We start from the raw sequence: 24,118 nt of genomic DNA, 5'->3' as shown, positions 1-24,118 counted from the left end.
ACGACATGAACATGAACACGCCCCTTCCGGCCGGGGCCGAGCGCGGGGTGATGGCCGGGTATCTCGATGCGCTCTCGCTCGTCGAGCGGCTGCACCGGCTGCTGCTCGACGTCATCAAGGACGAGTTCGAGCGCGTCGGCGTGCTCGAGGTGAACGCGGTGCAGGCGCTTTTGCTCTTCAACATCGGCGACAACGAGGTCACCGCCGGAGAGCTCAAGAGCCGCGGCTACTACCAGGGCTCGAACGTCAGCTACAACCTCAAGAAACTGGTCGAGGGCGGCTTCATGCACCACAAGCGCTGCGAGATCGACCGCCGCGCCGTGCGCGTGCGCCTGACGCCCCGAGGGCAGGAGATCCGCCGCACCGTCGCCGCGCTCTTCGCGCGCCACGCAGAGGGGCTCGTCTCGGCGCAGGTGCTCGACCTCGACGCGCTCGACGAGATGACGCACACGCTGCGCCGGCTCGAACGCTACTGGAGCGACCAGATCCGCTACATCTACTGAGGGACATGGCCGGCCCGCGGGAGGGGGGCTGTCTGCCCCCCTCTTGGCCTTCGGCCAATTCACCCCCCGAGGATATTTGGACCAAGAAGAAGGGGCCGGTCGCGGCTTTGCACGGACGTTGCGCCGGACGGTCCGTCCGGCGGGGGCGCGGTGCGCGTCCGGAGCGTGGGGCGTCGCGCAGGGCATCGCCAGCGACGTTCGTGCGGGACGGCGCGCTGGCCGCCGGCGGGGACAGGACCGGCGAATCGTCCGTGCGCCTTGCACCGCCTCGCCAGGCGCGGGCGTGACGGCGGTCGGGTGCGCGACAGTCTCATGGGGCGCACGGCATCGGCCCTGCGTCTCTCGACCTGCACGACGGCCTCGTGCCGGTCGGCGACCTCGCCGCGGCGCCGCCGCGCGACACGGAGGGAAGCCGGCCGCCGGCAGGGGCGCGCCGGGGTTCAGAAGCGTTCCAGCAGCCGCTCGAGATACTCGCGTTCGACCTCGGGGCGTGCGGCCTCGCCGCTGCGGCGGCGGAGCTCCTCGAGCAGGTTCTGCGCGCGCCGGCGCACGTCCTCGCCCTGCAGGAGGTTCTCCTCGGTCCCGAGCTGGCCGCCCTGCCCCGTGCTGCGCCCGAGCGGGTCGCGCGGCTCGCCCGACGGGTCGCCCTCGGCCATGCCCTGCTGGCCCTGGCCCTGCCGCTGCTCCTGCGCGAGCGCCTCGCCCATGTTGCGCATGCCCTCGCGGAGCGCGTCCATCGCCTCGGCCTGCCGGTCGATCGCTTCGGCCAGGTCGCCGTCCCGCAGCGCGCGTTCGGCGCCTTCCATCGCGCCCTCGGCGCGGTCAAGCGCCTCCTCGGCCGCCTCGCCCTCTTCGCCGCCGAGACCGGGCATGCCCTGGCGCTGGCGGCGCAGCTCGTCGCGGAGCGCGCGCTGGCGCTCCTCGAGCGAGTCGCCGAGACCCTCGCCCTCGCCCGGCTCGACCTGCTGCTGGCCCCGGCCCGGTTGGCCGGGGCGGCCCTGCTGCCCCTGTCCGGGCTGGCCGGGCCGCGCCTGCTGACCCTGTTGCCCTTGCTGGCCCTGTTGCCCGCGCTGGCCCTGCTGGCCGGGGTTGAACTGCTCCTGCAACTCGCGGAACGCCTCGTCCGAGAGGCCCTGCTGATCGCGCAGCGTCTCGGCGAGGCCCTCCATCGCCTGCTGCCCGGGCGAGGGCTGACCCTGCCCCTGGGTGACGCGCATGTTCTCCATCATCTGCTGAAGCTGGCGCAGCGCCTCCTGCGCCTCGGCCATGCGGCCCTGCTCCATCAGTTCCTGGATGCGGTCCATCATCTCCTGCAGGTCGTTCTGCGTCATCTCCATGCCGGGCGACTGTTGCGCCTGCTGGTTCTGCTGGCCCTGCTCGCCCTCCTGCATCTGGCGCCGCGCCAGTTCGCGCAGGTAGTCGTCCGTCGCCTCGCGCAGCTCCTGCATGAGCTCCGCGATCTCGGCGTCCGAGGCGCCGTTGCGCATCGCCTCCTCGAGCCGGTCCTGCGCGCGGCGCAGTCGCTCCAGCGCGTCGGCGAGGTCGCCCTCCTCGAGCTCCACGGCGAGATCCCAGAGCGCCTCGGCGATGTCGTCGCGCTGGTCCTTGGTCAGGCCGTGGCGCGCGTAGGTCTCGAGCCGTTCGAGCGTCACGCGCAGGCGCAGCGCCGAGGTCTCGGAGCGGAACACATCGTCCGGCAGGTGCGAGACCGCGCGCAGCACCTGCGACACGCGGCGGGCGTTCGCGCGCGACCAGAGGAGATCGCGGCGCTGCTCGGCCACGGAGGCGGCGAGCGGGTCGAAGAAGCGCCGCCCCGGCAGCGTGATGGTCCGCGGCTCGGAGCGCCCGGTCTGCCCCGCGGCATCCTCCACCGTGAGGCGCACCTCGACCGGCAGGTTCGCCCAGGGGTGCTTGGAGAAATCCTCGACCAGCGTCTGCTCGAACTCCGCCCGGTCGCCCGAGATCGGCAGCGGCAGGGGGACTTCGATCGCCGGGCGCGCCTCCGGCTCGGTGGCGAGGCCGTAGCGCCGGTCCACCTCCGCGAGGTCGAGCGCGAGCCGCGCTTCGCCGCCCGTCACGCCGTAGTCGTCCCCGGCCGAGAACGGCAGCTGCATCTCGCCCTGCGCGGTCGCCTCCGGCGCGCCCTCGAGCGCCACCCGCGGCGGCTGATCCGGGCGCAGCGCGATCTGCCAGGCGCGCCCGCCCGGCCCCTCGACAGCGAGGCGACCGTCGCCCGTCACCTCGAACACCTGGCTGGGCGACGCGGCGGGCTTTTCCGGCGCGGGCCGGTCCGACACCGTCTCGCGCACGGAAAGCGCGCCGACCTCGCCGTAGAGGCGGAGCGTCACCTGGCTGCCCTCGGCGACGGAAAGCTGCTCCGCCGTGATGTCGTTGAGATAGACGGCCGGCAGGCGCGTGTAGGCCGGCGGCTCGACCCAGCCCTCCCAGGCGGGGCCGCCGGCGAGCGCCTGCGCCTGCCCCGGCGCCATTTCAGCGACCGAGCCGATGCGCAGCACCGAGCCGAAAAGCAGCGCCACCGCCAGCGCGAGGAGCGCGACGTAGCGCAGCGCGAAGGGGTCGCGCCGTGCGACGTTCAGGTCGGGCCGCGGCGCGCGGGCCTCTGCGGCGCGGGCGGCCATGCGCGCCCGATGCGCGCGCCAGACGGCGGCGGAGGCCGCGTCCGTGGCGCCCACCGCCTGCGCGTCGAGCACCGAGGAGATCGGCCGCCCCGGCATCGTCGCGTCGAGCCGCGCCATCGCCTCCACCCGGCCGGGCCAGCGGAAGCGGCGCAGCCCGTGCCGGAGCGCCCAGAGCGCGGCGAGGCCGGTGACCGCGCCGGCGGCCCAGACGCCCTCCACGGCGACCGCGTCCTGCACGCCGAGCATCAGGAGCGCGAGCGCCGCCGCCACGATCGACCAGAGCGGCCAGAAGGCGCGCGCCGCGCGCTCCGCCGCCATGCCGAGCCGGGTCAGGCGCAGCGGGCGGCCGAGCCGCGTCAGGATATCGGTGTCGCCGCTCTCTCGCTCGTCCATCGCGCCTCGGCTCTCCCGCAGCCGCCCAGGGGGTCGGGCCGACCGGCGCGCGTCACGCCGCTACAGCCATTCTGGAATGGTATCGCGCGCGAGCATTTCGTCAAAGGTCGGCCGCGCGCGTATGACGGCGACGTGATCGCCGCTCACCAGCACCTCGGGGATCAGCGGGCGGGTGTTGTACTCCCCCGCCATGACCGCGCCGTAGGCGCCGGCGGAGCGGAAGGCGACCAGATCGCCCTCGTCCAGCGGCGGCAGCGGGCGGCCGCGCGCGAAGGTGTCGCCCGTCTCGCAGACGGGGCCGACCACGTCGACGGGCGCGCGCGCGGCCTCCGCCGGCGCCTCGGTCACCGGCACGATGTCGTGCCAGGCGTCGTACATCGCGGGCCGGATCAGATCGTTCATCGCCGCGTCGAGGATCAGGAAATCGCGCCCCTCGCCCTCCTTGGCGTAGATCACGGCAGAGACCAGGAGCCCCGCGTTCCCCGCGATCAGGCGGCCCGGCTCGATCTCGATCTCGCAGCCCAGATGCCCGACCGTGCGCCGGATGAGCGCGCCGTAATCGGCCGGCAGCGGCGGCACCTCGTTCGAGCGCGCGTAGGGAATGCCGAGCCCGCCGCCGAGGTCGAGCCGCCGGATGTCGTGCCCGTCCCCGCGCAGGGTCTCCGTCAGCTCCGCGACCTTGGTATAGGCCGCCTCGAAGGGCGCGAGCTCGGTGAGCTGGCTGCCGATGTGCACGTCGATGCCCACGACCTCGAGCCCCGGCAGGCGCGCGGCCTCGGCGTAGACCTCGCGCGCCCGCGCGATCGGCACGCCGAACTTGTTCTCCGCCTTGCCGGTGGCGATCTTGGCGTGGGTTTTCGCGTCCACGTCCGGGTTCACCCGCACGCTGATCGGCGCCGTCACGCCGAGCGCCACGGCCACCTGCGAGAGCGCGCGCATCTCCGGCTCGCTTTCCACGTTGAGCTGGCGCACGCCCCCCTCGAGCGCGAGGCGCATCTCCTCGCGCGTCTTGCCCACGCCGGAAAAAACGATCCGCTCGCCCGGCACGCCCGCGGCGCGCGCCCGGCGGTATTCCCCGCCCGAGACCACGTCCATGCCCGCGCCCATTTCGCCCAGAAGCTTCAGCAGCGCGAGGTTCGAGGCCGCCTTGACCGCGAAGCACACTAGGTGCGGCCCCCAGGCCAGCGCCTCGTCGAAGAGCCGGTAATGCCGCGCGAGCGTCGCGGCCGAGTAGACATAGAAGGGCGTGCCCACCTGCGCCGCGATCCCGGCGACCGGCACCTCCTCGGCGAAGAGGCGCCCCTCCCGATAGACGAAATGATCCATCCGCGTCTCCCGGGGCGCGGCGCGCCCCTGCTTCTTCTTGGCGAAAATATCCCCGCCGGAGGCCCGCCGCGCCAGCGGCGGACCGCGACGGCTCAGCCCGTGCTGGCGGCGGCGGCCCCGGCGAAGCGCGCGCGGAAATAGAGGTAGAGCGGCAGCCCGCAGCTCACCCCGATGCCGAAGATCGTCGGGATCGCCAAGAGCGAGAGCCAGTCGCGCCGCCCGACCGCGTCCACGAGGATCCAGAGCGTGAGCGTCACCGCCGCGACGGTCAGGTCCCAGACGAGGCCCGAGGTCGCCGCGTTGGCGTGCCACGCCTCCACCATGCCCGCGAGGTCGAAGCCGTTGGCGCGGAACCACGACAGGAACCAGTACATCGGATGCACCGTCCCCCAGAGCGCGAGGGCGAGCCAGAGATACTTGAGCCGCCCCATCTCACCAGGCTCCCGTCAGGCCGAAGCGCGCCTCGCCGGAGAGCGTCACGCCGGAGCGCGTCTCCGCCCCCGGCCGCTCGGGCGCGCCGTCCGCGCCGCAGGCGGCGAGCGCCGCGAGCGCCGCGAGTGCAAGTCCCAGTCTCATCCCAGCCGCTCCTTCCAGGCCGCCACCTGCTCGCGCACGCGGGCGGGCGCCGTGCCGCCGTAGCTGGTGCGCGAGGCCACCGAATTGTGCACGCCCAGCACGTCGAAGACATCCGCGCGGATGCTCTCGTGCACCGCCTGCATCTCGGCGAGCGAGAGGTCGGGCAGGTCGCAGCCCTTCGCCTCCGCCGCCGCGACGAGGCGGCCCGTGACGTGATGCGCCTCCCGGAAGGGTAGCCCGAGCTCGCGCACGAGCCAGTCCGCGAGGTCGGTCGCCGTCGAGAAGCCGGTCGCGGCCGCCGCCTCGAGCGCCGGGGCGTTCGCCTCCATGTCGCGCACCATCCCCTCCATCGCGGCGAGCGAGAGCATGAGCGCGTCGGCGGCGTCGAAGACCTGCTCCTTGTCCTCCTGCATGTCCTTGGAATAGGCGAGCGGCAGCCCCTTCATCACCGTGAAGAGCGCCATCGTCGCGCCGAGGATGCGGCCGATCTTGGCGCGGATGAGCTCGGCCGCGTCGGGGTTCTTCTTCTGCGGCATGATCGACGACCCGGTCGAGAAGCGATCCGAGAGCCGCACGAAGCGGAACTGCGCCGAGGCCCAGATCACCAGCTCCTCGGACAGCCGCGAAAGGTGCATCGCGCAGATCGAGGCGGCCGAGAGGAACTCCAGCGCGAAGTCGCGGTCGCTGACCGCGTCCAGCGAATTGGCCGTCGGCCGGTCGAAGCCGAGCTCGCGCGCCGTCATCTCCCGGTCGATGGGAAAGCCCGTCCCGGCGAGCGCCGCGGCGCCGAGCGGGCACTCGTTCAGCCGGCGCCGCGCGTCGGCGAGCCGCCCGCGGTCGCGCGCGAACATCTCGACGTAGGCCAGCATGTGGTGGCCCCATGTCACCGGCTGCGCGGTCTGCAGATGGGTGAACCCCGGCATCACGAGGTCCGCGCCCGCCTCCGCCTGCGCCACGAGCGCGCGCTGGAGCGCGGCGAGGCCGGCGTCGGCCGCGTCGATCTGGTCGCGCACCCAGAGGCGGAAATCGGTCGCCACCTGGTCGTTGCGCGAGCGCGCGGTATGGAGCCGCCCGGCCGCCTCGCCCACGATCTCCTTCAGCCGCGCCTCGACGTTCATGTGGATGTCCTCGAGCGCGGGGGAGAATGCGAAGTCGCCCCCCTCGATCTCTGACAAGACCGTGAGCAGCCCTTCCCGGATCGCCTCGGCGTCGCTATGGCTCAGGATGCCCGTGGCGGCGAGCATCGCCGCATGGGCGCGCGAGCCCGCGATGTCCTGCGCCGCGAGCCGCTGGTCGAAGCCGATGGAGGCGTTGATCGCCTCCATGACGGCGTCCGGTCCGGCGGCGAAGCGGCCGCCCCACATCGCGTTGGAGGTCTGGTCAGTCATGGCGTCCCGCCCGGAGGAATGATGCGGTATCTGAAGTCCATCGCCCTTTATACGGCCCTCGCGCTCGGCGCAAACGCCGCGGCGGCCGCCGACACGCAGGCGCTCGCCGCGCTCGCCGAGGGCGACATGAAGAAGCTCGCCTGGCACGAGACGCCGAAGCCCGCCGGAGAGGCCGCCTTCGAGACGGTCGACGGCGGCGAGCTCACGCTGGACGCCTACGCGGGCAAGCACGTGGTGCTGAATTTCTGGGCGACGTGGTGCGCCCCCTGCCGCGAGGAGATGCCCTATCTCTCCGAGCTTCAGGAAGAGTTCGGCGGCGAGTCCTTCGAGGTGGTCACCGTCGCCACCGGGCGCAACGCGGTGCCCGGCATGCGCGCCTTCTTCGAGGAGATCGGCGTGGACAACCTCCCGCTCCACCGCGACCCGCGTCAGGCGCTCGCCCGCGAGATGGGCATCTTCGGCCTGCCGATCACGGTGATCCTGTCGCCCGAGGGCGAGGAGATCGCGCGCCTGCGCGGCGACGCCGAATGGGCCTCGGACAGCGCGAAGGCCATCGTCGCGGCGCTGATCGGCGCGGAGGGCTGAGCGCACAGCAAAAGACCCCCGGCGCCGCCGCCGGGGGTCTCGTGTCACCGTCAGGCGTGCCGGATCAGTTCGGCAGCACTTCGCTCGACGGGCGCGGCGTCTCCGCCGTCTCCGCGGGCAGCATCGGGTAGGTGATCTCCGGCACCTCGCCCGTAAGCGCGCCGAGGAAGGCGGTGAGTTCGTCGATCTCCTGCTCGCTCAGGTCGGCGCCGAGCTGCGAGCTCGCCATGATGTCCACGGCGGTGCGCAGGTCCCAGACCACGCCGGAGTGGAAATAGGGCGCCGTCTCCGTGATGTTGCGCAGCGGCGAGGCGCGGAAGACGTATTCGTCCACCGCCGTCTCGGTCACCTGGTAGCGGCCCTTGTCGCCCTCGGGCAGGATTTCCGCGCCCGGCTTCTCGACGAGGCCGAAGGGATAGTAGCCGTTGCCGCCGAGGTTCACGCCGTTGTGGCAGCTCGCGCAGCCCGCCTCGAGGAAGGTCTCGAGGCCAGCGACTTGCTCCTCGGTCATGGCGGCGTCGTTGCCGTTCAGCCAGGCGTCGAAGGGCGCGGGCGTGATGAGCGTCGCCTCGAAGGCCTCGATCGCCTTGGCGAAGTTGTCGAAGGTGACCGGGTCGTCCTCACCGGGGAAGGACTCCTCGAACCACTCGACGTATTCCGGCATCGAGTTCAGCGTCTTGAGCACGTTGTCCGGCGTGTTCGCCATCTCGACGCCCGCCTGCACCGGGCCCTTCGCCTGCTCGGCGAGGTCGGCGGCGCGGCCGTCCCAGAACTGCGCCTCGTTGAAGACGGCGTTGAACACCGTGGGCGAATTGCGCGGGCCGGTCTGCCAGCCGTGGCCGACCGAGGTCGGCATGTTGTCGTCGCCGCCCGTGCCCACGTTGTGGCAGGAGTTGCAGGAGAACACGCCCGAGGCGGACATGCGCGGGTCGAAGAAGAGCGCCTTGCCCAGATCGACCTTCTCGGGGGTGACGATGTTGTCCTCGAGCGCCGGAACGGTCGCGGGCACGGGGCTGAACATGTCCAGCGCCCAGTCGCGAAGTTCGTCCTGCGCCATGGCGGGGCTGGCCAGCGCGAAAGCGGCGGCGCTTCCGGCCAACGTGGCTGTAAGGGATTTCATGCGGGCCTCCTTGGTCCGTAGATCGCACGTTTCCCCGCGACACTCGCGCGGGCGCGCGCCCGATTCCTTGACCTGTATCAAGCCCCGGGCACATCGCTGCCATGCGGCAGGCGAATGGCGCGGCGGGCCGGCCCGGCGGGCGACTGTCAGGACAACTTGACAACCCGGGGCGTCCGGACCGACACTCGGCCCGCGATACAGGAGCCGCGCATGACCCTGCCCCCCTCCGACCTCGACCTGCCCGAGGGGATCTCCGCGCCGGCGCTCGGCGGCGCCGCGCGGCCCGGGCTCTGCACCGACTGCGGCGTCTCGCGCATAGGCGACGGGCGCGCCTGCGGGCGGGCGTGTCAGTTCATCCGGCCCGATTACCCCACGCTCGAGGCGAAGGCCCACGGCCGCGCCGCCGACCCGGAGCACGGCGAGGAGGCCTTCTTCGGCGTCGCGCGCGCGATGTGGCGCGCGCGCCTCGACCCGCCCGCCGAGGGGGCGCAATGGACCGGCCTCACCACCGCGCTCGCCGCAGAGCTCCTGCGGACCGGCACCGTGGACGCCGTTCTCGCCGTCGCGCCGCATCCCGACGACCGCTGGAAGCCGCAGCCGGTGATCGTCACCGACCCCGACGCGATGGCGCGCTGCCGCGGCATGCGGATGGGCTACGCGCCGACGCTCGCGCTGCTGGAGCCCGCGCGCGCCGCCGGGCACCGGCGCATCGCGCTCGTCGGCATCCCCTGCCAGGTCTACGCCCTGCGCGCGCTGGAGGAGGAGCTGGGCTTCGACCGCATCCACGTCATCGGCACGCCCTGTTCCGACAACACGACGACCGAGAACTTCCACCACTTCCTCGCCCGGCTGGACGACCGGCCCGAGACGATCAGCTACCTGGAGTTCCGCGCCGACTACCGGGTGGAGCTGCGCTTCGACGACGGCCGCAAGCCGCGCTTCATCCCCTTCCTGAAGCTGCCGCTCTCGGACCTGCCGGCGGATTTCTTCCCGATGACCTGCAAGACCTGCGTGGACTACACCAACCGCCTCGCCGACGTGACGGTGGGCTACATGGCCGGCGACGGCGAGCAATGGGTGATCGCGCGCAACGCCCGCGGCGAGGAGATGCTTTCGGCCCTCGGCGACCGGCTGACGACCGCGCCGCTCACCGACAAGGGCAAGCGCGAGGCCGCCGTGAAGGGCTTCATGGCCAACACCGAGCGCGCGGCGGGCGGGCTACCGCTGCGCCGGATGCCCGACTGGCTGCGCCCGCTGGTGGCGTGGCTCCAGCCGCGGACGGGGCCGCGCGGGCTGGAGTTCGCACGCGCGCGGGTCGAGATGAAGGCGATCGAGACGGTGCTGCACCTGCGCCGCGCGCATCCCGCGAAGATGAAGAACATGGTGCCCGCCCACGTCTGGCGCCTCGCCGCGCGCTACGGCCTCACGCCCGAAGCCGGAGAGGACGGGCGCGACGGGTCGGGGTGACGGGCGCCGCGTACGTGACGGGCGGCGCCTGACGCGCCGTCCGGTGCGTGACGCGCGGTGCGGTGTGTCGTGACGGGCGGGTGCGCTGCGTAACGGCGGTGTGGTGCGTCGGCGGTGTGGTGCGTTATGGGCGGCGCTGTGGCTAACGAACGATTCGGTGCCTGACAGGCGGGGCGGTGCGTGACCGTCGGTACAGGCCGTGACGGGCGGGGCGGTGCGTGACCGTCGGCGCAGGCCGTGACGCGCGGGTGCGCTGCGTGACGGGCGGTTCGTGCGCGGACGCACTACGCGCCGCACGCCCCCCTCATCCGCAGGGTACGAGCACGCCCCCCCTACCCCGCAAGGAGCGACTCCGCCGCCGCGCGCGCCTCGGCGGTGATGCGGTCGCCTGCGAGCATCCGGGCGAGTTCCTCCACCCGTCCCGCGGCGTCGAGGGCCGCGATGTCGGTCAGCGTCACGCCGTCGGCCACCCGCTTGCTCACCCGCCAGTGATGCGCGCCGAGGGCGGCGACCTGCGGCGAATGGGTCACCACCAGCACCTGCCCCCCGTCGGCGAGCGCCTTCAGCCTCCGGCCCACGGCGTCGGCGGTCGCGCCGCCCACGCCCCGGTCGATCTCGTCGAAGATCATCGTCACGCCCCGGTCGGGCGCGGCGATGCAGACCTTGAGCGCGAGCAGGAAGCGGCTGAGCTCGCCCCCCGACGCGATGCGGTCGAGCGGGCCGGCCGGCGCGCCGGGGTTGGTCGCGACCATGAACTGCACCGTGTCGCGCCCCTCCGGCCCCGGCTCGGCCGCCTCGAGGCGCGTCTCGAAGACGGCGCGCTCCATCCGCAGCGGCGCGAGCTCGGCGGTCACCGCGGCGTCGAGGCGCCCGGCCGCCTCCCGCCGCGCGGCGGTGAGCGCCTCGGCGGCCGTGTCGTAGGCGGCCTCGGCCGCCTGCACCTCGGCGCGGAGGCCGGCGATCTCGCCCTCCCCGGCGTCGAGCGCCTCGAGCCGGGCGCGCAGGCGTTCGGCGAGGTCGGGCAGCTCGTCGGGCAGCACCTGATGCTTCCGCGCGAGGCCGCGGATGGCGAAGAGCCGCTCCTCCACCTGTTCGAGTTCCAGAGGGTCGAAGGCGAGCGCCTGAAGCACCTCCTCGACGCCCGAGACCGCCTCGCCGAGCTCGACCATCGCGCGCGAGAGCGCGGCGAGCGGCTCCTCGAGGCGCCCCTCGGTCGTCTCGACGGCGCCCTCGAGCCAGCGCAGCGCGTCGCCCATCGCGCCCTCGGCGCCCTGCGGGCCGAGCGCCGTCTGCGCGCGCGCCACGTCCTCGCGCACGCGCTCGGCACCCTGCATCATCCGGCGGCGCGCGTCGAGCGCCTCCTCCTCGCCGGGCTCGGGCGCGAGCTCGTCGAGCTCGCCGGCGGCGTGGCGGAGGTAGTCCTCCTCCGCGCGGGCCTCGGCGAGCGCGGCCTCGGCCTCCTCCAGGCGCTTGCGCGCCGCGCGCCGCTCGCCCCAGGCGGCGCGGACGGCGGCGACCTGATCCTCGAGCCCGCCGAAGGCGTCCAGCAAGCCGCGGTGCGCGCGCGGATCGAGCAGGCCGCGGTCGTCCTGCTGGCCGTGAAGCTCCACCAGCGTGTCCGAGAGCCGGCGCAGGATCTCGCCCGAGACGCGGCGGTCGTTCACCCAGGCGGTCTTGGTCCCGCCGCGCCGGTTCGCCCGGCGCAGGAGGAGCGCGTCCTCCTCGTCCGGCAGCCCCGCCTCGGCGAGCACGGCATGGGCTGGGTGGTCTGGCGTGAGCGCGAACTCGGCCACGACCTCGCCCTGATCGGCGCCCTCGCGGACGAGCTCCGCGCGGCCCCGCCAGCCGAGCACGAAGCCGAGGCAGTCGAGCAGGATCGACTTGCCCGCCCCCGTCTCGCCGGTGAGCACGTTGAGCCCCGGCCGGGCGCGCAGCTCCAGCCGGTCGATGATCAGCATGTCCCGGATGTCGAGGGCACGCAGCATGCAGGCTACGCCCCGCGTCTCACAGCCATTCGCCCCGGATCACCTGCCGGTAGATGGCCGCGAGCCAGTTGTCGCCGCGCGCCTCCGGCTCCAGCCCCTCGCCGGTGAGCAGCGCGTAGCTGTCTTCGTACCAGTCGGAGCCCTGGTAGTTGTAGCCGAGGATCGCGCCGGCGGTCTGCGCCTCTTCGGTGAGCCCGAGCGAGAGATAGGCCTCGACCAGCCGGTGCAGCGCCTCCGGCGTGTGGGTCGTGGTCTGGAAATCCTCGACCACCACGCGGAAGCGGTTGGCGGCGGCGGCGTAATGGCCGCGCTTCAGGTAGTAGCGGCCGACCTCCATCTCCTTGCCGGCGAGATGGTCGAAGGCGAGCTCGAACTTCAGGATCGCGGAGCGCGCGTACTCGCTTTCGGGGTAGCGCTCGATCACCTCGCGCAGCGCCTGCAGCGCCTGAAAGGTCAGGCCCTGGTCGCGGCCGACGTCCTCGATCTGGTCGTAGTAGCTGAGCGCGAGGAGATACTGCGCGTAGGGCGCGTCCTCGGTCGCCGGGTAGACGTCGAGATAGCGCTGCGCCGCGGCGCGCGCCTCCTCGTAGTTGCCCTCCTCGTGCCAGGCGAAGGCCTGCATGACGAGCGCGCGCGGCGCCCATTCGGAGTAGGGATAGAGTCGCTCCACCTCGGCGAAATACTCGGCGGCGCTCTCGTTGCGGTCGTTGGCCAGCTCGAACTCCGCGCGCTCGTAGATCTGCTGGGCGCTGAAGGACTCGATGGGCGCGTCCTCTCCGAAGCCCCCGCGCAGCCGGTCGCCGCATCCCGCGAGCAGCGCCGCCGCGCAGACCGCGGCGATCGTCCCTCTCAGCGCCTTCGTGCCGGTCATCCGCACTCCACCCCCTACGCGCGGCGCGGCCCTCGCCCGCCGCCGCTTCGCGCCGGTCCTAGCACAGTTGATTGCGGGGCAAAACGCCTTTGCGCCGATCCCGGCCCGGCGTCAGGCGACGGCCGGCATTTCCGCGAGATCCGCGCCGATGCCGGGCAGCCGGGCCGCGCGCGCGGCGTCGCAGGTCACGCCCCGCACCGCGCCCGGCGTCGCGAAAAGCTTGCGGAGCAGGCGGTTGGTCAGCGCGTGGCCCGCCCGGTGGCCGGTGTAGCGGCCGAGAATCGGCCCGCCCGCGAGCGCGAGGTCGCCCACCGCGTCGAGCATCTTGTGGCGCACCGCCTCGTCGGCGCGGCGCAGCCCGCCGGGCGAGAGGACGCAGGCCCCGTCCACCACCACCGCGTTGTCGAAGGAGCCGCCGAGGGCGAGGCCGCTGGCGCGCATCGCCTCCACGTCCTGCTGGCGGCAGAAGGTGCGCGCGTCGCAGAGCTCGCGCACGAAGGCGCCGTTGCCGAGGTCGAGCGTCAGGTCCTGCCGCCCGATGGCCGCGTCCGGAAAATCAATGTGGAACGCCATCTCGACCCCCTCGGCGGGGGCGAGCGCGGCCCAGCCGGCCTCCGTCTCGACGCGCACCTCGCGCAGGATCTCGAGCGCCTGCACCGGCGCGGGCAACCGGCGCGCGCCGCAGGCGAGCAGCGCCCGCACGAAGGGCGCGGCCGAGCCGTCGAGGATCGGCACCTCCGGCCCGTCGATCTCGATCAGGGCGTCGTGGATGCCGGTGCCGGCGAGCGCCGCCATGACGTGCTCCACCGTCGAGACGCTCACGCCCGCCGCGTTGACGAGACGCGTGCAGAGCGGCGACATCTCGACCGCGTCCCAGCGCGCCGGGATCAGCGGGTCGCCGCGCACGACGTCGGTGCGCCGAAATCGGATGCCCTGCCCGGCGGCGGCCGGGCGCACGACCATGCGCGCCGCGCGGCCCGTGTGCAGGCCGACGCCCTCGAAGCGCAGGTCGCTCTTCACTGTCCTTTGCACGATCGCCCCTCGCTCGTCGCCCCGGCGCGGACGGCCCGATCTCAATCGTCGGGCGTTTCACCCGCCGCCGCTTACCGGTTAACCCGGGGCCCGCGGCGGCCTCAACTCACGGATTGCGACGGTCTGCAACAGGCGGACACCCGCCGTCACGGGCCCGATCCACCCGGTTTTCGAAAGAAAAGGGGCCGCGCGGCGGCGGCCCCTTCGAACCAGGTGGCGGCGTGGCGCGCTCAGTTCGCCTGACGCCGCAGGAACGCCGGGATCTCGATGCGCTCCTGATCCGGGTCCGCCTCGTCGTCGTGATCGTAGGACGGGCTTTCCGCACCGCCGAGCGTCGGCGGCGTGCGCCGCTGCGCGGCGGGCTGCGCCTTCTGCCCGCCCTCATGTCCGGTCATCCGGTTGATCAGCGAATTAATGCCGAAGCGCGACTTGTCGGCCTGCGTATCCTCGACCTCGCGCGCGGCCTCGCCCGCGGGGCGCGGCGCGCGGCGCACCGCCTGCTCGAGGCGGGCGCGGGCCTCCGGCGACGGCGTCCCCGGCGCCTGCGCGGCGGCGGGGTTCTCCGGGGCCGGCTCCGGCTCGGCGCGCGCGGCCGGCGCCTCCGGCTCGGCGCGGCGCGGCTGATAGGCGGGCGGCGGCAGGTCGTCCTCGACCGGCGGCTCGGCGTCCTCGGCCTGCGCGAAGAGCGGGCCGTCTTCGGCCGCCGGGGCGACCTCGGTGGGGGCCGGCGCCTCGTAGCGCTCCTGCGGCTCGGGCTGCACCTCGGGCTCCGGCGCCGCCGCGGGCTCCTCGCGCTCGAGCGGGCGCGAGAGCGAGCGGCGCGGCGCGGGCACCTCCTGTTGCTCGGCGCTCACGTCGATCCCGGTGGCCACGACCGAGACGCGCATCACGCCGGCCATTTCCGTGTCCAGCGTCGAGCCCACGATGATGTTGGCGTCGGGGTCCACCTCCTCGCGGATGCGGTTGGCGGCCTCGTCGAGCTCGAAGAGCGTCAGGTCGTGCGACCCGGTGATGTTGATGAGCACGCCCTTGGCGCCGCGCAGGCTGATCTCGTCGAGGAGCGGGTTGGCGATCGCCTTCTCGGCGGCCTGGATCGCGCGATCCTCGCCGTCGGCCTCGCCGGTGCCCATCATGGCCTTGCCCATCTCGTCCATCACCGCGCGCACGTCGGCGAAGTCGAGGTTGATGAGGCCCGGCCGCACCATGAGGTCGGTCACCCCCTTCACGCCCTGATAGAGCACGTCGTCGGCGAGCGAGAAGGCCTCGGTGAAGGTCGTCTTCTCGTTGGCGAGGCGGAAGAGGTTCTGGTTCGGGATGATGATGAGCGTATCGACCACCTTCTGGAGGGCCTCGACGCCCTCCTCGGCCTGGCGCATCCGCTTGCCGCCCTCGAACTGGAAGGGCTTGGTCACGACGCCCACGGTCAGCACGCCGAGCTCGCGCGCGGCCTGCGCGATGATCGGGGCCGAGCCGGTGCCGGTGCCGCCGCCCATGCCGGCGGTGATGAAGCACATGTGCGCGCCGGCGAGGTGATCGACGATCTGCTCGATCGATTCCTCGGCGGCCTTGGCGCCGACGCTGGCGCGCGCGCCCGCGCCCAGCCCCTCGGTCACCTTGATGCCGAGCTGGATCCGGTGCTCCGCGCGCGTCTGCTGCAGCGCCTGCGCGTCGGTGTTGGCCACGACGAAATCGACGCCGCCGAGCTCCTTGTCGATCATGTTGTTGACGGCGTTGCCCCCGGCGCCGCCGACCCCGAAGACCGTGATCCGGGGCTTCAGCTCGTCCTGCCCGGGCAGGGAAAGGTTGAGTGTCATCGCTCTGTCCGCCTGTCGTTCTCCGGACCCGTTGCGCGAGCCCTCTGTCTGCCTGTCGGGGTCGATCCTACCGACTCGTCGCCATTACGTCACGCGAAAATGCGTCGAAAGCGGCCAAATATGGCGCGTGTCCAGCCTCTTTTCGCGGTATTTTGCCGAGATGCGGACATCTGGGGGTCACCAGTTCTCCCGCAACCAGCGCACCGCGCGGCGCAGGCTGCGCGCCGGGTAGCTCTCGGCCGGCATCTCGAAGTCCCACCACTCGTCCTGCGGATGCGCCGCGAAGAGGCAGAGGCCCACCGCCGCGGAAAACCCCGGCCCGGTGACCGACTGCGGCAGACCGTGCACGCGCATCGGTCGGCCGAGCCGCACCCGCTGGCCGAGGATGCGGGAGGCCAGCCCGTCGAGGCCGGGGATCTGGCTCGCCGCGCCGGTGAGCACGATCTGCTGGCTCTGCAGGTGCTCGAAGCCGGCGGCGTCGAGGCGGGCGCGCACCTCCTCGAGGATCTCCTCCACCCGCGGGCGGATGATGCCGATGAGCTCCGCCCGGCTCACCGTGCGGCGGTCGTGCTCCCAATCGCCGGTGTCGCCGCCGATCTCGATCATCTCGCGGTCGTCCATGCCGGTGGCCACGACCCCGCCGTGAAAGGTCTTGATGCGCTCGGCGACCGAGGTCGGCACCGACAGCCCCATCGAGATGTCGCCGGTGACGTGGTCGCCGCCCATGCGCACCGAATCGGCGTAGATCATGTGCTTCTTGATGAAGATCGACACCCCGGTGGAGCCGCCGCCCATATCGATGCAGGCCGCGCCGAGCTCCTGCTCGTCCTCGACGAGCGCCGAGATGCCCGCGCAATAGGCTGAGGAGGCGAGACCCGCGAGCTCCATGTCGCAGCGCTTGATCGCCTGGGCGAGGTTCTGCACCGCCTGCGCGTCGACCGTCAGCATGTGCATGTCCGCGGCGAGGGCGTTGCCGATCTGGCCGCGCGGGTCGGAGAGCCCCGTGCGGTGATCCAGCGCGAAGTTCACCGGCTGCGCGTGCAGCACCTCGCGCCCGGCGCCGTAGTCCGGCACCTCGCAGGCGGCGAGCACGCGGGCGACGTCGTGCTCGCTCACGGTCTGCTCGGCGACCTCCACCTCGCCGGCGAGGCCGTAGGACCGCGGCTCGGCGCCCGAGAAGCTGGCGATGACGTGATCGACGCGGATCTGCGCCATGTTCTGCGCGGTCTTGAGCACCGTGCGGATGGCGAGCTCGGTCTCCTGCATCGCGGCGATCTCGCCGAAGCGCACCCCGCGCGAGCGCGTCGTCGCCGCGCCGATCACCCGGAATCCCGCCTGCCCTGCGAGCGGGCCCACGCCGTCGGAGTCGAGACGCGGGTCCGCCCCGTCGAAGCGCAGCACGAGGCACGCGATCTTGGAGGTGCCCACGTCGAGGATCGCCACGACGCCGCGCTGCATCGCCGCCTTGCGCATCGCGCGCATCGCGCGCTGGGATTGATAGAGCTCGTTCATTCCGCCTCAGTCCTCTCCCCATTCGATCCGCCGGATGCGGTGCATCTCTTCCATCGCCGCGGGCGCGAGCCGCAGCGTCGGCCGCCCGGCGAGGCGCATGTCCACCGCCGTCACGTCCCGCGCGAGCAGATCCTGAGCCCCGTCCATCGCGATCACGCGATCGAGCGCCCGGCGCGGGCGTTCGGCCGGCAGCATGATCCGCTGCCCGCGGTCGAGCACGAGATCCCAGCGCCGCTCGCCCACGCGGACGAGCCCGCGCACGCGTGGCGCGATGGGCCGCGCCGCCGACAGGAGCGCGCGGGCCTCGGCAACGTGCGCATTTGCGCCTTCGCCGGCGATCAGCGGCAGATCGGGGCGGTCCGTCCGCGCCGCGATCCGGCGCACGGCGTGCCCCTCGGCGTCGAGCAGGTGCAGACCCTCGGCGCTGCGCCAGACGAGGGCGGGCACGCGCTCGGTCACTTCCAGCTGCAGCACGCCGCCGGGCCGGATGCGCAGGCTCACCGACTCGACCGGCGCGAGTGCGGCGACCGTCTCGCGCAGGGCGTCGAGGTCCAGATCGAAGCTCGTCGTCGGCAGGTCGAGCGCGAGCGTCGCGCGGATCTCCTCGGCGAGATCGGCGCTCGCCCCGTCGATCGCCATGAGCTCCACCCGGAACTCCGGCCGGCTCTCGATCGCCGCGCGCGCCTCGGCGACGTAGCCGAGGAGATGCGCGCGCCGCTCCGCATCGCCGAGCCAGAGCGCGCCCGCCGCGACGACCGCCGCCGCCGGAAGCCCCGCGCGCAGCGTCAGCCGGAAGGCCGGCGTCAGCATCAGCCGCTGCATCCGGTAGGCCCAGCGCGAGGGCGCCGGATCGCGCCGCGGATCGGACGGGCGCCTCAGCGGCCACATGACGCGTCCTCCACCATCCAGCGGCAGAGCGCCCCGAAGGACATCCCCGCCGCGCGCGCCTGCTCGGGCGAGAGCGAGGTGGGCGTCATGCCGGGCTGCGTGTTGAGCTCGAGCACCACGAGCCCCTCGGCGCCCCGGCGTTCATCCCAGCGGAAGTCCGTGCGGCTCACGCCCCGGCAGCCGAGCGCGGCATGCGCGCGGATCGCGTAGTCCTCGCAGAGCGCGGCGATCTCGGCCGGGATCTCGGCCGGCAGGACGTGGCGCGAGCCGCCGGGGGTGTATTTGGCGGCGTAGTCGTACCACCCCTCGGTCACGATGTCGGTGACGCCGAGCGCGCACGCCGCGTCCTGCACCGGGCCGGGGCCGAGCACGGTCGTCGTGAGTTCGCGCCCCGGCGCGAAGGCCTCGACCATGACCTCGGCCGGCATCTCGGGGCCGAGCGCGGGCGGCGCCGCCGCCTCGGCCGCCACCATGTAGACGCCGACGGAGGAGCCCTCGGCGTTGGGCTTGACGACGTAAGGGGGCGGCAGGACGTGGCCCGCCTCGGCCTCGGCCCGGGGCACGATCCGGCTTTCGGCGATGGGCAGCCCCTCGGCGGCGAAGGCCGCCTTGGAGCGCTGCTTGTCCATGGCGAGCGCGGAGGCCAGCACGCCGGAATGGGTGTAGGGCAGGCCCAGCCACTCGAGCATGCCCTGCACGCAGCCGTCCTCGCCCCAGCGGCCGTGCAGGGCGTTCAGCACGACGTCGGGCGCCGCCTCGGCCAGCCGGTCGGGCAGGTCGTGGCCCGCGTCGATCTCGACCACGTCGAAGCCTTCGCCCCGGAGCGCGGCGGCGCACTCGCGCCCCGAGGAGAGCGACACCTCCCGCTCGGCCGAAAGACCGCCCATCAGAACCGCCACTCTGGGGTGTGTCCTGCCCGACATCCCCGCGTTCGCCTCGCACTGCCCCTCGGGTCCGCGCCCGAATTGTCATACCCCGCGCGGCGGACGCCGGCCGGGTCTCTTTGGTCGTGGTGTGCGGCGGACTGCCGTCTGCCTCAGTCGCGCCTGCCTCGATCGGGCCGGGCTTCTGCGTCGTCCCGGCTCTCGTCAGGGGCCGGTTGACCGACCCTCATCACTTCCCATTCTAGCTCTATTCCGCTTGCGTGGAAAACCCTTTTTCGGACGCGCTCGCCCAGCGCCTCCAGCTCCGCGGCCGTCGCGCCACCGGCGTTGACGAGGAAGTTGGCGTGTTTTTCCGAGATCATCGCGCCGCCGAGGCGCGCGCCGCGCATCCCCGCCGCCTCGATCAGCGTCCAGGCCTTGAGCTCGTGCGTGTCGTCGGCGCGCCCCGTGGAGGAGAACCCCGCCGGGTTGCGGAAGGTGGAGCCGGCGGTGCGCTCCTTCGTGGGTTGCGTCGCGTCGCGGCGGGCGAGCTGATCCGCCATCCGGTCGCGCAGCGCCTCCGGATCGCCCGCGGGGGCGGCGAAGACCGCCTCGGTCAGCACCCAGCCCGCGGGCAGGTCCGTCTCGCGGTAGCGGAAGGCCAGATCGCCGGGCGTGAGGCGGACCACCTCGCCCGCGCGGGTGACGGCGGTCGCCTCGATCAGGCGATCGGCGACATAGGTGCCGTAACAGCCCGCGTTCATGCGCACGGCGCCGCCCACGGCGCCCGGGATCGTGCGCAGGAAGGTCAGATCGCGCCCCGCCTCCGCCGCGCGCTTCGCCACATGCGCGTCGAGCGCCGCGGCGCCCGCGATCACGCGCTCGCCCTCCACCCGGACGTGATTGAACCCCCGCCCGAGCCGGATCACCACGCCCCGCAGGCCGCCGTCGCGCACGATCAGGTTGGAGCCGACCCCCATCGGAAAGACCGGCACCCCGGGGTCGAGCCCGCGCAGGAAATCCGCCAGATCGTCAAGGTCCGCCGGCTGAAACACCCACTCCGCCGGCCCGCCCACCCGCAGCCAGGTGAGCTCCGAGAGCGGCTTCGCCGGCGTCAGGCGGCCGCGCACCTCAGGAAGCCGCATCGCCGCCTCCGCCGATCCGGCGCATCAGATACGCCACCGGCCAGCGCAGCACGCTCATGCCGGCGGCGAGCGTCAGCAGGCCGATCCAGGGCCCGGTCTCGTAAGCCATGAAGCCCACGAGCGGGAGGCCCGTGGCGATCAGCGCCACGGCGCGGCGGCGGTGGCGGTCGCGCGAGGGGATCATCGCGGCGACATTGGCCATCACGGCCCAGAGGCAGAAGAGCGTGAGGGAGAGCGTCACGCGCCCCGCCCCGCCTCAGGCCGCGCCGCGGGCGAGCCGCTCGGGCAGCGCGCGCGCCCAGCCGCTGATCGTGCCCGCGCCGAGGCAGACCACCATGTCGCCGGGCCGCGCCACCTCGCGCACGAGCGCCTCGAGCCCCTCCGGCCCCGTGACGGCGCGCGCGCCGCGGTGGCCGTGACGCACGAGCCCGGCCACCAGATCGTCGCGCTCGGCGCCCGGGACCGGGTCCTCGCCGGCGGCGTAGACCTCGGCGATGGCGGCGACGTCGGCCTCGTGGAAGGCGCCGCAGAACTCCTCGAAGAGCGAGGAGAGACGCGAGTAGCGGTGCGGCTGGTGCACGGCGATCACGCGGCCCTCGCAGGCCTGCCGCGCGGCGCGCAGCACCGCGGCGATCTCGACGGGATGGTGGCCGTAGTCGTCGATGATGGTGACGCCGTCCACCTCGCCCACGCGGGTGAAGCGGCGGTTGACGCCCTGAAAACTCTCGAGCGCCTCGCGGATCGCCACCCGCGGCAGGCCGAGGTGACGCGCCACCGCCACGGCGGCGAGCGCGTTGGACACGTTGTGCTCGCCCGGCATGGGCAGGGTGCAGCCCTCGATCGTGCGCCCCTCCGCCTGCAACGCAACGTCGAAGGTCGCGACGCCGCGCTCGTAGCGCAGGTTCACCGCGCGCACGTCGGCTTGCGCGTTGAAGCCGTAGGTCAGGATGCGCCGGTCGGTGACGCGGCCCACCAGCGCCTGCACCTCCGGGTGGTCGGTGCAGCAGACAGCGAGCCCGTAGAAGGGGATGTTGCCCACGAAATCGTCGAAGCCACGCTTCAGCGTCTCGAAATCGCGCCAGTGATCGAGATGCTCGGGGTCGATGTTGGTGACGACCGCGATGGTCGCGGGCAGGCGGGTGAAGGTGCCGTCGCTCTCGTCGGCCTCGACGACCATCCACTCCCCGTCGCCCGGCCGCGCGTTGGAGCCGTAGGCGTGGATCACGCCGCCGTTGATCACCGTGGGGTCGAGCCCGCCCGCGTCCAGAAGCGTGGCGACCAGCGTCGTCGTCGTCGTCTTGCCGTGCGTGCCCGCGACCGCGACGTTGGACTTGAGCCGCATCAGCTCGGCGAGCATCTCGGCCCGGCGCACCACCGGCAGGCCGCGCGCGCGGGCGGCGTCGAGCTCGGGATTGCCCGGCTTGATCGCCGAGGAGATCACCACGACCTCCGCCCCGTCGAGGTTCTCCGCGTCCTGGCCGAGGAACACCCGCGCGCCGAGCGCTTCGAGCCGCCGCGTGATGTCGGAGGCCTTCCGGTCGGAGCCCTGCACCCGGTAGCCGTGGTTCAACAGCACCTCGGCGATGCCCGACATGCCGATGCCGCCGATGCCGACGAAATGGATCGGCCCGATGTCGTTGGGAAGTTTCGTCGCCGCGTTCATGCCCCGCCCTCCGTGATGCGCCCCTCTGCCAGCCGTTCGACCATGCGCGCAAGCCGCTCCGTGGCATCGGGCACGGCGCAGCCCTGCGCGGCGGCGGCCATCCGCTGGGCGCCCTCGGGGTGGCGGAGCACGGCGGCGATCTGCTCGGCGAGGCTCTCGGCGGTGAGTTTGGACTCCGGGATGCGGATCGCGGCGCCCGCCTCCGTCAGCCCGCGCGCGTTCGCCGTCTGATGGTCGCCCGCCGCGCTCGCCAGCGGGATCAGGATCGCCGGGCGCCCGATGGTGGCGATATCGGCGATGGAGGAGGCGCCCGCGCGGCTGACGACCAGCTGCGCCTCGCTCATGCGGCGGGGCACGTCGCGGAAGAAGGGCGCCACCTCCGCCGCGATGCCGTGCTCGGCGTAGAAGGCCGCGACGCGCGCGCGGTCCTCCTCGCGCGCCTGATGGGCGACGCGCAGGTTGGCGCGCAGCGCCGCCGGCAGCCGCGCCACCGCGCCCGGCACCGTGTCCGAGAGGATGCGCGCCCCCTGGCTGCCGCCGATCACCAGAAGCGACATGGGGTAATCGCCCGGCGGGATGTAGGGCGCGCCCGCCCGCTCCGCGACCGAGGCGCGCACCGGGTTGCCGGTGTGCACCGCCTCCACTCCCGCGGGCAGCTCCGTGGGCCAGGTCCCGCAGGCGACCGCCTCGACCCGCGGCGCGAACCGCCGGTTCACCTCGCCCGGCACGCCGTTCTGTTCATGCACGAGCCGCGGAAGGCGCAAAAGCTCGGCCGCCACCAACGCCGGGATCGTCGGATAGCCGCCGAAGCCCGCCACCACGTCCGGCCGGTCGCGCCGCATCCGCGCCCAGGCGCCCGCGACGCCGCCCGCGATGCGCAGCGGCACGCCCAGCTTCGCGAGCGCGCCGCCGCGCGCGAAGGTGGCCGAAGCGATACGCTCGACCCGGACGGAATGCGGAAAGCCACCGGTGTAGCGCGCCCCGCGCGGGTCGGTCGTCAGCGTCACCTGCCAGCCGCGCGCGAGCATCGCCTCGGCGAGCGCCTGCGCGGGGAACATGTGCCCGCCGGTGCCGCCGGCGGCCATCAGGAGATGCGGCGCGGCGCCGCTCACCACCGCCGCCGCCCGCGCAGGATGTCGCCGATCTCGCCCTGCGGGCGCGTGCGCGTGAAGGCCAGCAGCATCCCCATCGCGATGCCCGTGGCGATCAGCGACGAGCCCCCGTAGCTCACGAAGGGCAGCGTCATGCCCTTCGCCGGCAGGAGGCGCACGGCGACGCCCATGTTGATCATCGCCTGCACGCCGAACATCGCGGCGAGCCCCGCCCCCGCGAGCCGCACGAAGGGATCGCGCTCCCGCGTGAGGCGCAGGAGCGAGCGCACGACGATCCCCGCATAGAGCGCGATCAGCGCGAGCACGAGGACGAGGCCGTATTCCTCCGCCGCCACGGCGACGATGAAATCGGTGTGCGCGTCGGGCAGCCACCATTTCACCTGCCCCTCGCCGACGCCGACCCCGAAGAAGCCGCCCTCTCGGATGGCGTTCGTGGCGTAGCCGAGCTGCGTGGTCGGGTCGAGCTCGGGCGAGAGGAAGCCGTCGATGCGCCGCGCGAAATGCTCCGAGCTCGAATAGGCGACCGAGCCCGCCATCACCACGGCGCCCGCCACCGCGAAGAGAATGGCGAGCGGCGCGCCGGCCACGAAATAGACGACGCCCCAGCCGAAGAGAACGAGCGCCGCCTGCCCGAAGTCGGGCTGCAGCGCCAGCATCGCCACGATCGCCACCGTCAGCGCGAAGGACCAGGTCCGGCCCGGCGGCCCGTTGATCTCCTGGCTCGCCGCGATGAACCAGGCGGCGACGACGACGAAGACCGGCTTCAGGAATTCCGAGGGCTGCAGCGCCGCGAAGCCCAGCGAATACCAGCGCACCGCCCCCTTGCCGAAGTCGGTGCCGAGCACCGGCAGCAGCGCCAGCGCCACGAAGGCCCCGACGAAGCCCAGCGCCGCGAGCCGCCGCACCGCCGTCGGGCTCAGCATCGAGACGACGAGCATCGCGCAGAGCGCAACGGCGCCGAAGACCGCCTGCCGCTCGACGTAGTGGAAGTGCCCGAAGCCGTTGCGCTCGGCGAGCGGCGGGGAGGCCGCGAACCCCAGAAGGATGCCGAGCGCGAAAAGGATCAGGACGCAGGAAATCGTACATTTGTCCACGGTGCGCCACCACCGCGGAAGGATGGGCTCGGCGGTCCGCGCGGGAACCGAGCCATAGATCATGTCCGTCATGAGCCTGCCGCTCGCTGCCTCGTCGCGGCTCCTTTTTCGCGGAGCCTTGCGAGGAGCCTATCCGAATTCC

The 24,118-nt window shown here is 73.1% G+C and carries 21 protein-coding genes; 3 read left to right on the top strand and 18 right to left on the bottom strand.

The genetic code is table 11. From position 1 onward, the window contains the following. Positions 1-5 precede the first annotated feature (5 nt). Positions 6-503 carry a MarR family winged helix-turn-helix transcriptional regulator gene (locus DRV84_RS01455; RefSeq protein WP_192881380.1) on the top strand — a complete coding sequence of 166 codons (498 nt, stop codon included), beginning with the start codon at positions 6-8 and terminating at the stop codon, positions 501-503. A 440-nt stretch (positions 504-943) separates the two neighbouring features. Here DRV84_RS01455 and DRV84_RS01450 read toward each other — a convergent pair whose 3' ends face one another. From DRV84_RS01450 to argH, 5 genes are all read right to left on the bottom strand, one after another. Then, the gene (locus DRV84_RS01450) at positions 944-3,535 is read right to left on the bottom strand and encodes a TIGR02302 family protein (RefSeq protein WP_115977959.1); all 2,592 of its coding nucleotides are present in this window, start codon (positions 3,533-3,535) and stop codon (positions 944-946) included. 60 nt (positions 3,536-3,595) lie between these two features. Beyond that, positions 3,596-4,861 (bottom strand): diaminopimelate decarboxylase, encoded by a 1,266-nt coding sequence (gene lysA, locus DRV84_RS01445; protein ID WP_115977958.1) that lies wholly within the window; start codon positions 4,859-4,861, stop codon positions 3,596-3,598. A 92-nt stretch (positions 4,862-4,953) separates the two neighbouring features. Then, the gene (locus DRV84_RS01440) at positions 4,954-5,292 is read right to left on the bottom strand and encodes a DUF2834 domain-containing protein (RefSeq protein ID WP_115977957.1); all 339 of its coding nucleotides are present in this window, start codon (positions 5,290-5,292) and stop codon (positions 4,954-4,956) included. A 1-nt stretch (position 5,293) separates the two neighbouring features. Next, positions 5,294-5,437, bottom strand: coding sequence for a hypothetical protein (locus tag DRV84_RS15530; RefSeq protein ID WP_158547714.1), 144 nt, complete (start codon positions 5,435-5,437; stop codon positions 5,294-5,296). Beyond that, complete coding sequence (argH, locus tag DRV84_RS01435; protein WP_115977956.1) at positions 5,434-6,825, bottom strand: argininosuccinate lyase; 1,392 nt, start codon at positions 6,823-6,825, stop codon at positions 5,434-5,436. The genes DRV84_RS15530 and argH overlap by 4 nt, the downstream gene beginning before the upstream one ends. Positions 6,826-6,846: 21 nt before the next feature. On the opposite strand from argH, the gene DRV84_RS01430 reads away from it, so the two are divergent. Continuing rightward, positions 6,847-7,410, top strand: a complete 564-nt coding sequence (locus DRV84_RS01430) for a TlpA family protein disulfide reductase (protein ID WP_115978049.1) — start codon at positions 6,847-6,849, stop codon at positions 7,408-7,410. A gap of 64 nt (positions 7,411-7,474) precedes the next feature. On the opposite strand, the gene DRV84_RS01425 is transcribed toward DRV84_RS01430, so the two are convergent. Next, positions 7,475-8,530 carry a cytochrome-c peroxidase gene (locus DRV84_RS01425; protein ID WP_115977955.1) on the bottom strand — a complete coding sequence of 352 codons (1,056 nt, stop codon included), beginning with the start codon at positions 8,528-8,530 and terminating at the stop codon, positions 7,475-7,477. A 210-nt stretch (positions 8,531-8,740) separates the two neighbouring features. Here DRV84_RS01425 and DRV84_RS01420 point away from each other — a divergent pair, with 210 nt between their 5' ends. Then, positions 8,741-9,997 carry a Coenzyme F420 hydrogenase/dehydrogenase, beta subunit C-terminal domain gene (locus DRV84_RS01420; protein ID WP_115977954.1) on the top strand — a complete coding sequence of 419 codons (1,257 nt, stop codon included), beginning with the start codon at positions 8,741-8,743 and terminating at the stop codon, positions 9,995-9,997. A 332-nt stretch (positions 9,998-10,329) separates the two neighbouring features. On the opposite strand, the gene recN is transcribed toward DRV84_RS01420, so the two are convergent. The 12 genes from recN to ftsW all read right to left on the bottom strand — a co-directional run bounded on the left by recN (position 10,330) and on the right by ftsW (position 24,048). After that, a complete protein-coding gene (gene recN, locus DRV84_RS01415) occupies positions 10,330-11,982 on the bottom strand; it encodes a DNA repair protein RecN (RefSeq protein WP_115977953.1) in 1,653 nt (550 codons plus the stop codon). Between the two features lie 19 nt (positions 11,983-12,001). Continuing rightward, the gene (locus tag DRV84_RS01410) at positions 12,002-12,853 is read right to left on the bottom strand and encodes an outer membrane protein assembly factor BamD (protein WP_115977952.1); all 852 of its coding nucleotides are present in this window, start codon (positions 12,851-12,853) and stop codon (positions 12,002-12,004) included. 111 nt (positions 12,854-12,964) lie between these two features. Continuing rightward, positions 12,965-13,885 carry a UDP-3-O-acyl-N-acetylglucosamine deacetylase gene (lpxC, locus tag DRV84_RS01405; protein ID WP_115977951.1) on the bottom strand — a complete coding sequence of 307 codons (921 nt, stop codon included), beginning with the start codon at positions 13,883-13,885 and terminating at the stop codon, positions 12,965-12,967. 230 nt (positions 13,886-14,115) lie between these two features. Continuing rightward, positions 14,116-15,699: a cell division protein FtsZ gene (gene ftsZ / locus DRV84_RS01400; RefSeq protein ID WP_115977950.1), complete on the bottom strand. Its 1,584-nt coding sequence runs from the start codon at positions 15,697-15,699 to the stop codon at positions 14,116-14,118. A 177-nt stretch (positions 15,700-15,876) separates the two neighbouring features. Beyond that, a complete protein-coding gene (ftsA, locus tag DRV84_RS01395; protein WP_115977949.1) occupies positions 15,877-17,211 on the bottom strand; it encodes a cell division protein FtsA in 1,335 nt (444 codons plus the stop codon). 6 nt (positions 17,212-17,217) lie between these two features. Further along, a complete protein-coding gene (locus DRV84_RS01390; protein WP_115977948.1) occupies positions 17,218-18,099 on the bottom strand; it encodes a cell division protein FtsQ/DivIB in 882 nt (293 codons plus the stop codon). Continuing rightward, the gene (locus tag DRV84_RS01385; RefSeq protein WP_115977947.1) at positions 18,087-19,022 is read right to left on the bottom strand and encodes a D-alanine--D-alanine ligase; all 936 of its coding nucleotides are present in this window, start codon (positions 19,020-19,022) and stop codon (positions 18,087-18,089) included. Before DRV84_RS01385 ends, DRV84_RS01390 begins: the two co-directional genes overlap by 13 nt. Before the next feature lie 113 nt (positions 19,023-19,135). Beyond that, complete coding sequence (murB, locus tag DRV84_RS01380) at positions 19,136-20,107, bottom strand: UDP-N-acetylmuramate dehydrogenase (protein WP_115977946.1); 972 nt, start codon at positions 20,105-20,107, stop codon at positions 19,136-19,138. Then, positions 20,094-20,348 carry a DUF2484 family protein gene (locus DRV84_RS01375; protein WP_115977945.1) on the bottom strand — a complete coding sequence of 85 codons (255 nt, stop codon included), beginning with the start codon at positions 20,346-20,348 and terminating at the stop codon, positions 20,094-20,096. Before DRV84_RS01375 ends, murB begins: the two co-directional genes overlap by 14 nt. A 15-nt stretch (positions 20,349-20,363) precedes the next feature. Next, positions 20,364-21,770: a UDP-N-acetylmuramate--L-alanine ligase gene (murC, locus tag DRV84_RS01370; RefSeq protein ID WP_115977944.1), complete on the bottom strand. Its 1,407-nt coding sequence runs from the start codon at positions 21,768-21,770 to the stop codon at positions 20,364-20,366. Next, positions 21,767-22,855: a UDP-N-acetylglucosamine--N-acetylmuramyl-(pentapeptide) pyrophosphoryl-undecaprenol N-acetylglucosamine transferase gene (locus DRV84_RS01365; protein ID WP_115978048.1), complete on the bottom strand. Its 1,089-nt coding sequence runs from the start codon at positions 22,853-22,855 to the stop codon at positions 21,767-21,769. Before DRV84_RS01365 ends, murC begins: the two co-directional genes overlap by 4 nt. A 23-nt stretch (positions 22,856-22,878) precedes the next feature. Next, positions 22,879-24,048, bottom strand: a complete 1,170-nt coding sequence (gene ftsW, locus DRV84_RS01360; RefSeq protein WP_115977943.1) for a putative lipid II flippase FtsW — start codon at positions 24,046-24,048, stop codon at positions 22,879-22,881. Between the last annotated feature and the right edge of the window lie 70 nt (positions 24,049-24,118).

Origin of the sequence: Rhodosalinus sediminis, from assembly GCF_003385555.1 — a bacterium.
Taxonomy (GTDB): Bacteria; Pseudomonadota; Alphaproteobacteria; order Rhodobacterales; family Rhodobacteraceae; genus Rhodosalinus; species Rhodosalinus sediminis.
Note: the sequence above shows the minus strand (reverse complement) of the source record. Positions and strands in the feature narration are given on the sequence as shown.

Bases quoted from the DNA above. Each gene is read 5' to 3' on its own strand.
- ftsW (WP_115977943.1), bottom strand. From the start codon at position 24,048: ATGACGGACATGATCTATGGCTCGGTTCCCGCGCGGACCGCCGAGCCC.
- DRV84_RS01410 (WP_115977952.1), bottom strand. From the start codon at position 12,853: ATGACCGGCACGAAGGCGCTGAGAGGGACGATCGCCGCGGTCTGCGCG.
- DRV84_RS01390 (WP_115977948.1), bottom strand. From the start codon at position 18,099: ATGTGGCCGCTGAGGCGCCCGTCCGATCCGCGGCGCGATCCGGCGCCC.
- DRV84_RS01440 (WP_115977957.1), bottom strand. From the start codon at position 5,292: ATGGGGCGGCTCAAGTATCTCTGGCTCGCCCTCGCGCTCTGGGGGACG.
- argH (WP_115977956.1), bottom strand. From the start codon at position 6,825: ATGACTGACCAGACCTCCAACGCGATGTGGGGCGGCCGCTTCGCCGCC.
- lysA (WP_115977958.1), bottom strand. From the start codon at position 4,861: ATGGATCATTTCGTCTATCGGGAGGGGCGCCTCTTCGCCGAGGAGGTG.
- ftsZ (WP_115977950.1), bottom strand. From the start codon at position 15,699: ATGACACTCAACCTTTCCCTGCCCGGGCAGGACGAGCTGAAGCCCCGG.
- DRV84_RS01365 (WP_115978048.1), bottom strand. From the start codon at position 22,855: ATGGCCGCCGGCGGCACCGGCGGGCACATGTTCCCCGCGCAGGCGCTC.
- DRV84_RS01425 (WP_115977955.1), bottom strand. From the start codon at position 8,530: ATGAAATCCCTTACAGCCACGTTGGCCGGAAGCGCCGCCGCTTTCGCG.
- DRV84_RS01450 (WP_115977959.1), bottom strand. From the start codon at position 3,535: ATGGACGAGCGAGAGAGCGGCGACACCGATATCCTGACGCGGCTCGGC.
- DRV84_RS01420 (WP_115977954.1), top strand. From the start codon at position 8,741: ATGACCCTGCCCCCCTCCGACCTCGACCTGCCCGAGGGGATCTCCGCG.
- DRV84_RS01430 (WP_115978049.1), top strand. From the start codon at position 6,847: ATGCGGTATCTGAAGTCCATCGCCCTTTATACGGCCCTCGCGCTCGGC.
- murB (WP_115977946.1), bottom strand. From the start codon at position 20,107: ATGCGGCTTCCTGAGGTGCGCGGCCGCCTGACGCCGGCGAAGCCGCTC.
- DRV84_RS01455 (WP_192881380.1), top strand. From the start codon at position 6: ATGAACATGAACACGCCCCTTCCGGCCGGGGCCGAGCGCGGGGTGATG.
- DRV84_RS01385 (WP_115977947.1), bottom strand. From the start codon at position 19,022: ATGTCGGGCAGGACACACCCCAGAGTGGCGGTTCTGATGGGCGGTCTT.
- ftsA (WP_115977949.1), bottom strand. From the start codon at position 17,211: ATGAACGAGCTCTATCAATCCCAGCGCGCGATGCGCGCGATGCGCAAG.
- recN (WP_115977953.1), bottom strand. From the start codon at position 11,982: ATGCTGCGTGCCCTCGACATCCGGGACATGCTGATCATCGACCGGCTG.
- DRV84_RS15530 (WP_158547714.1), bottom strand. From the start codon at position 5,437: ATGAGACTGGGACTTGCACTCGCGGCGCTCGCGGCGCTCGCCGCCTGC.
- murC (WP_115977944.1), bottom strand. From the start codon at position 21,770: ATGAACGCGGCGACGAAACTTCCCAACGACATCGGGCCGATCCATTTC.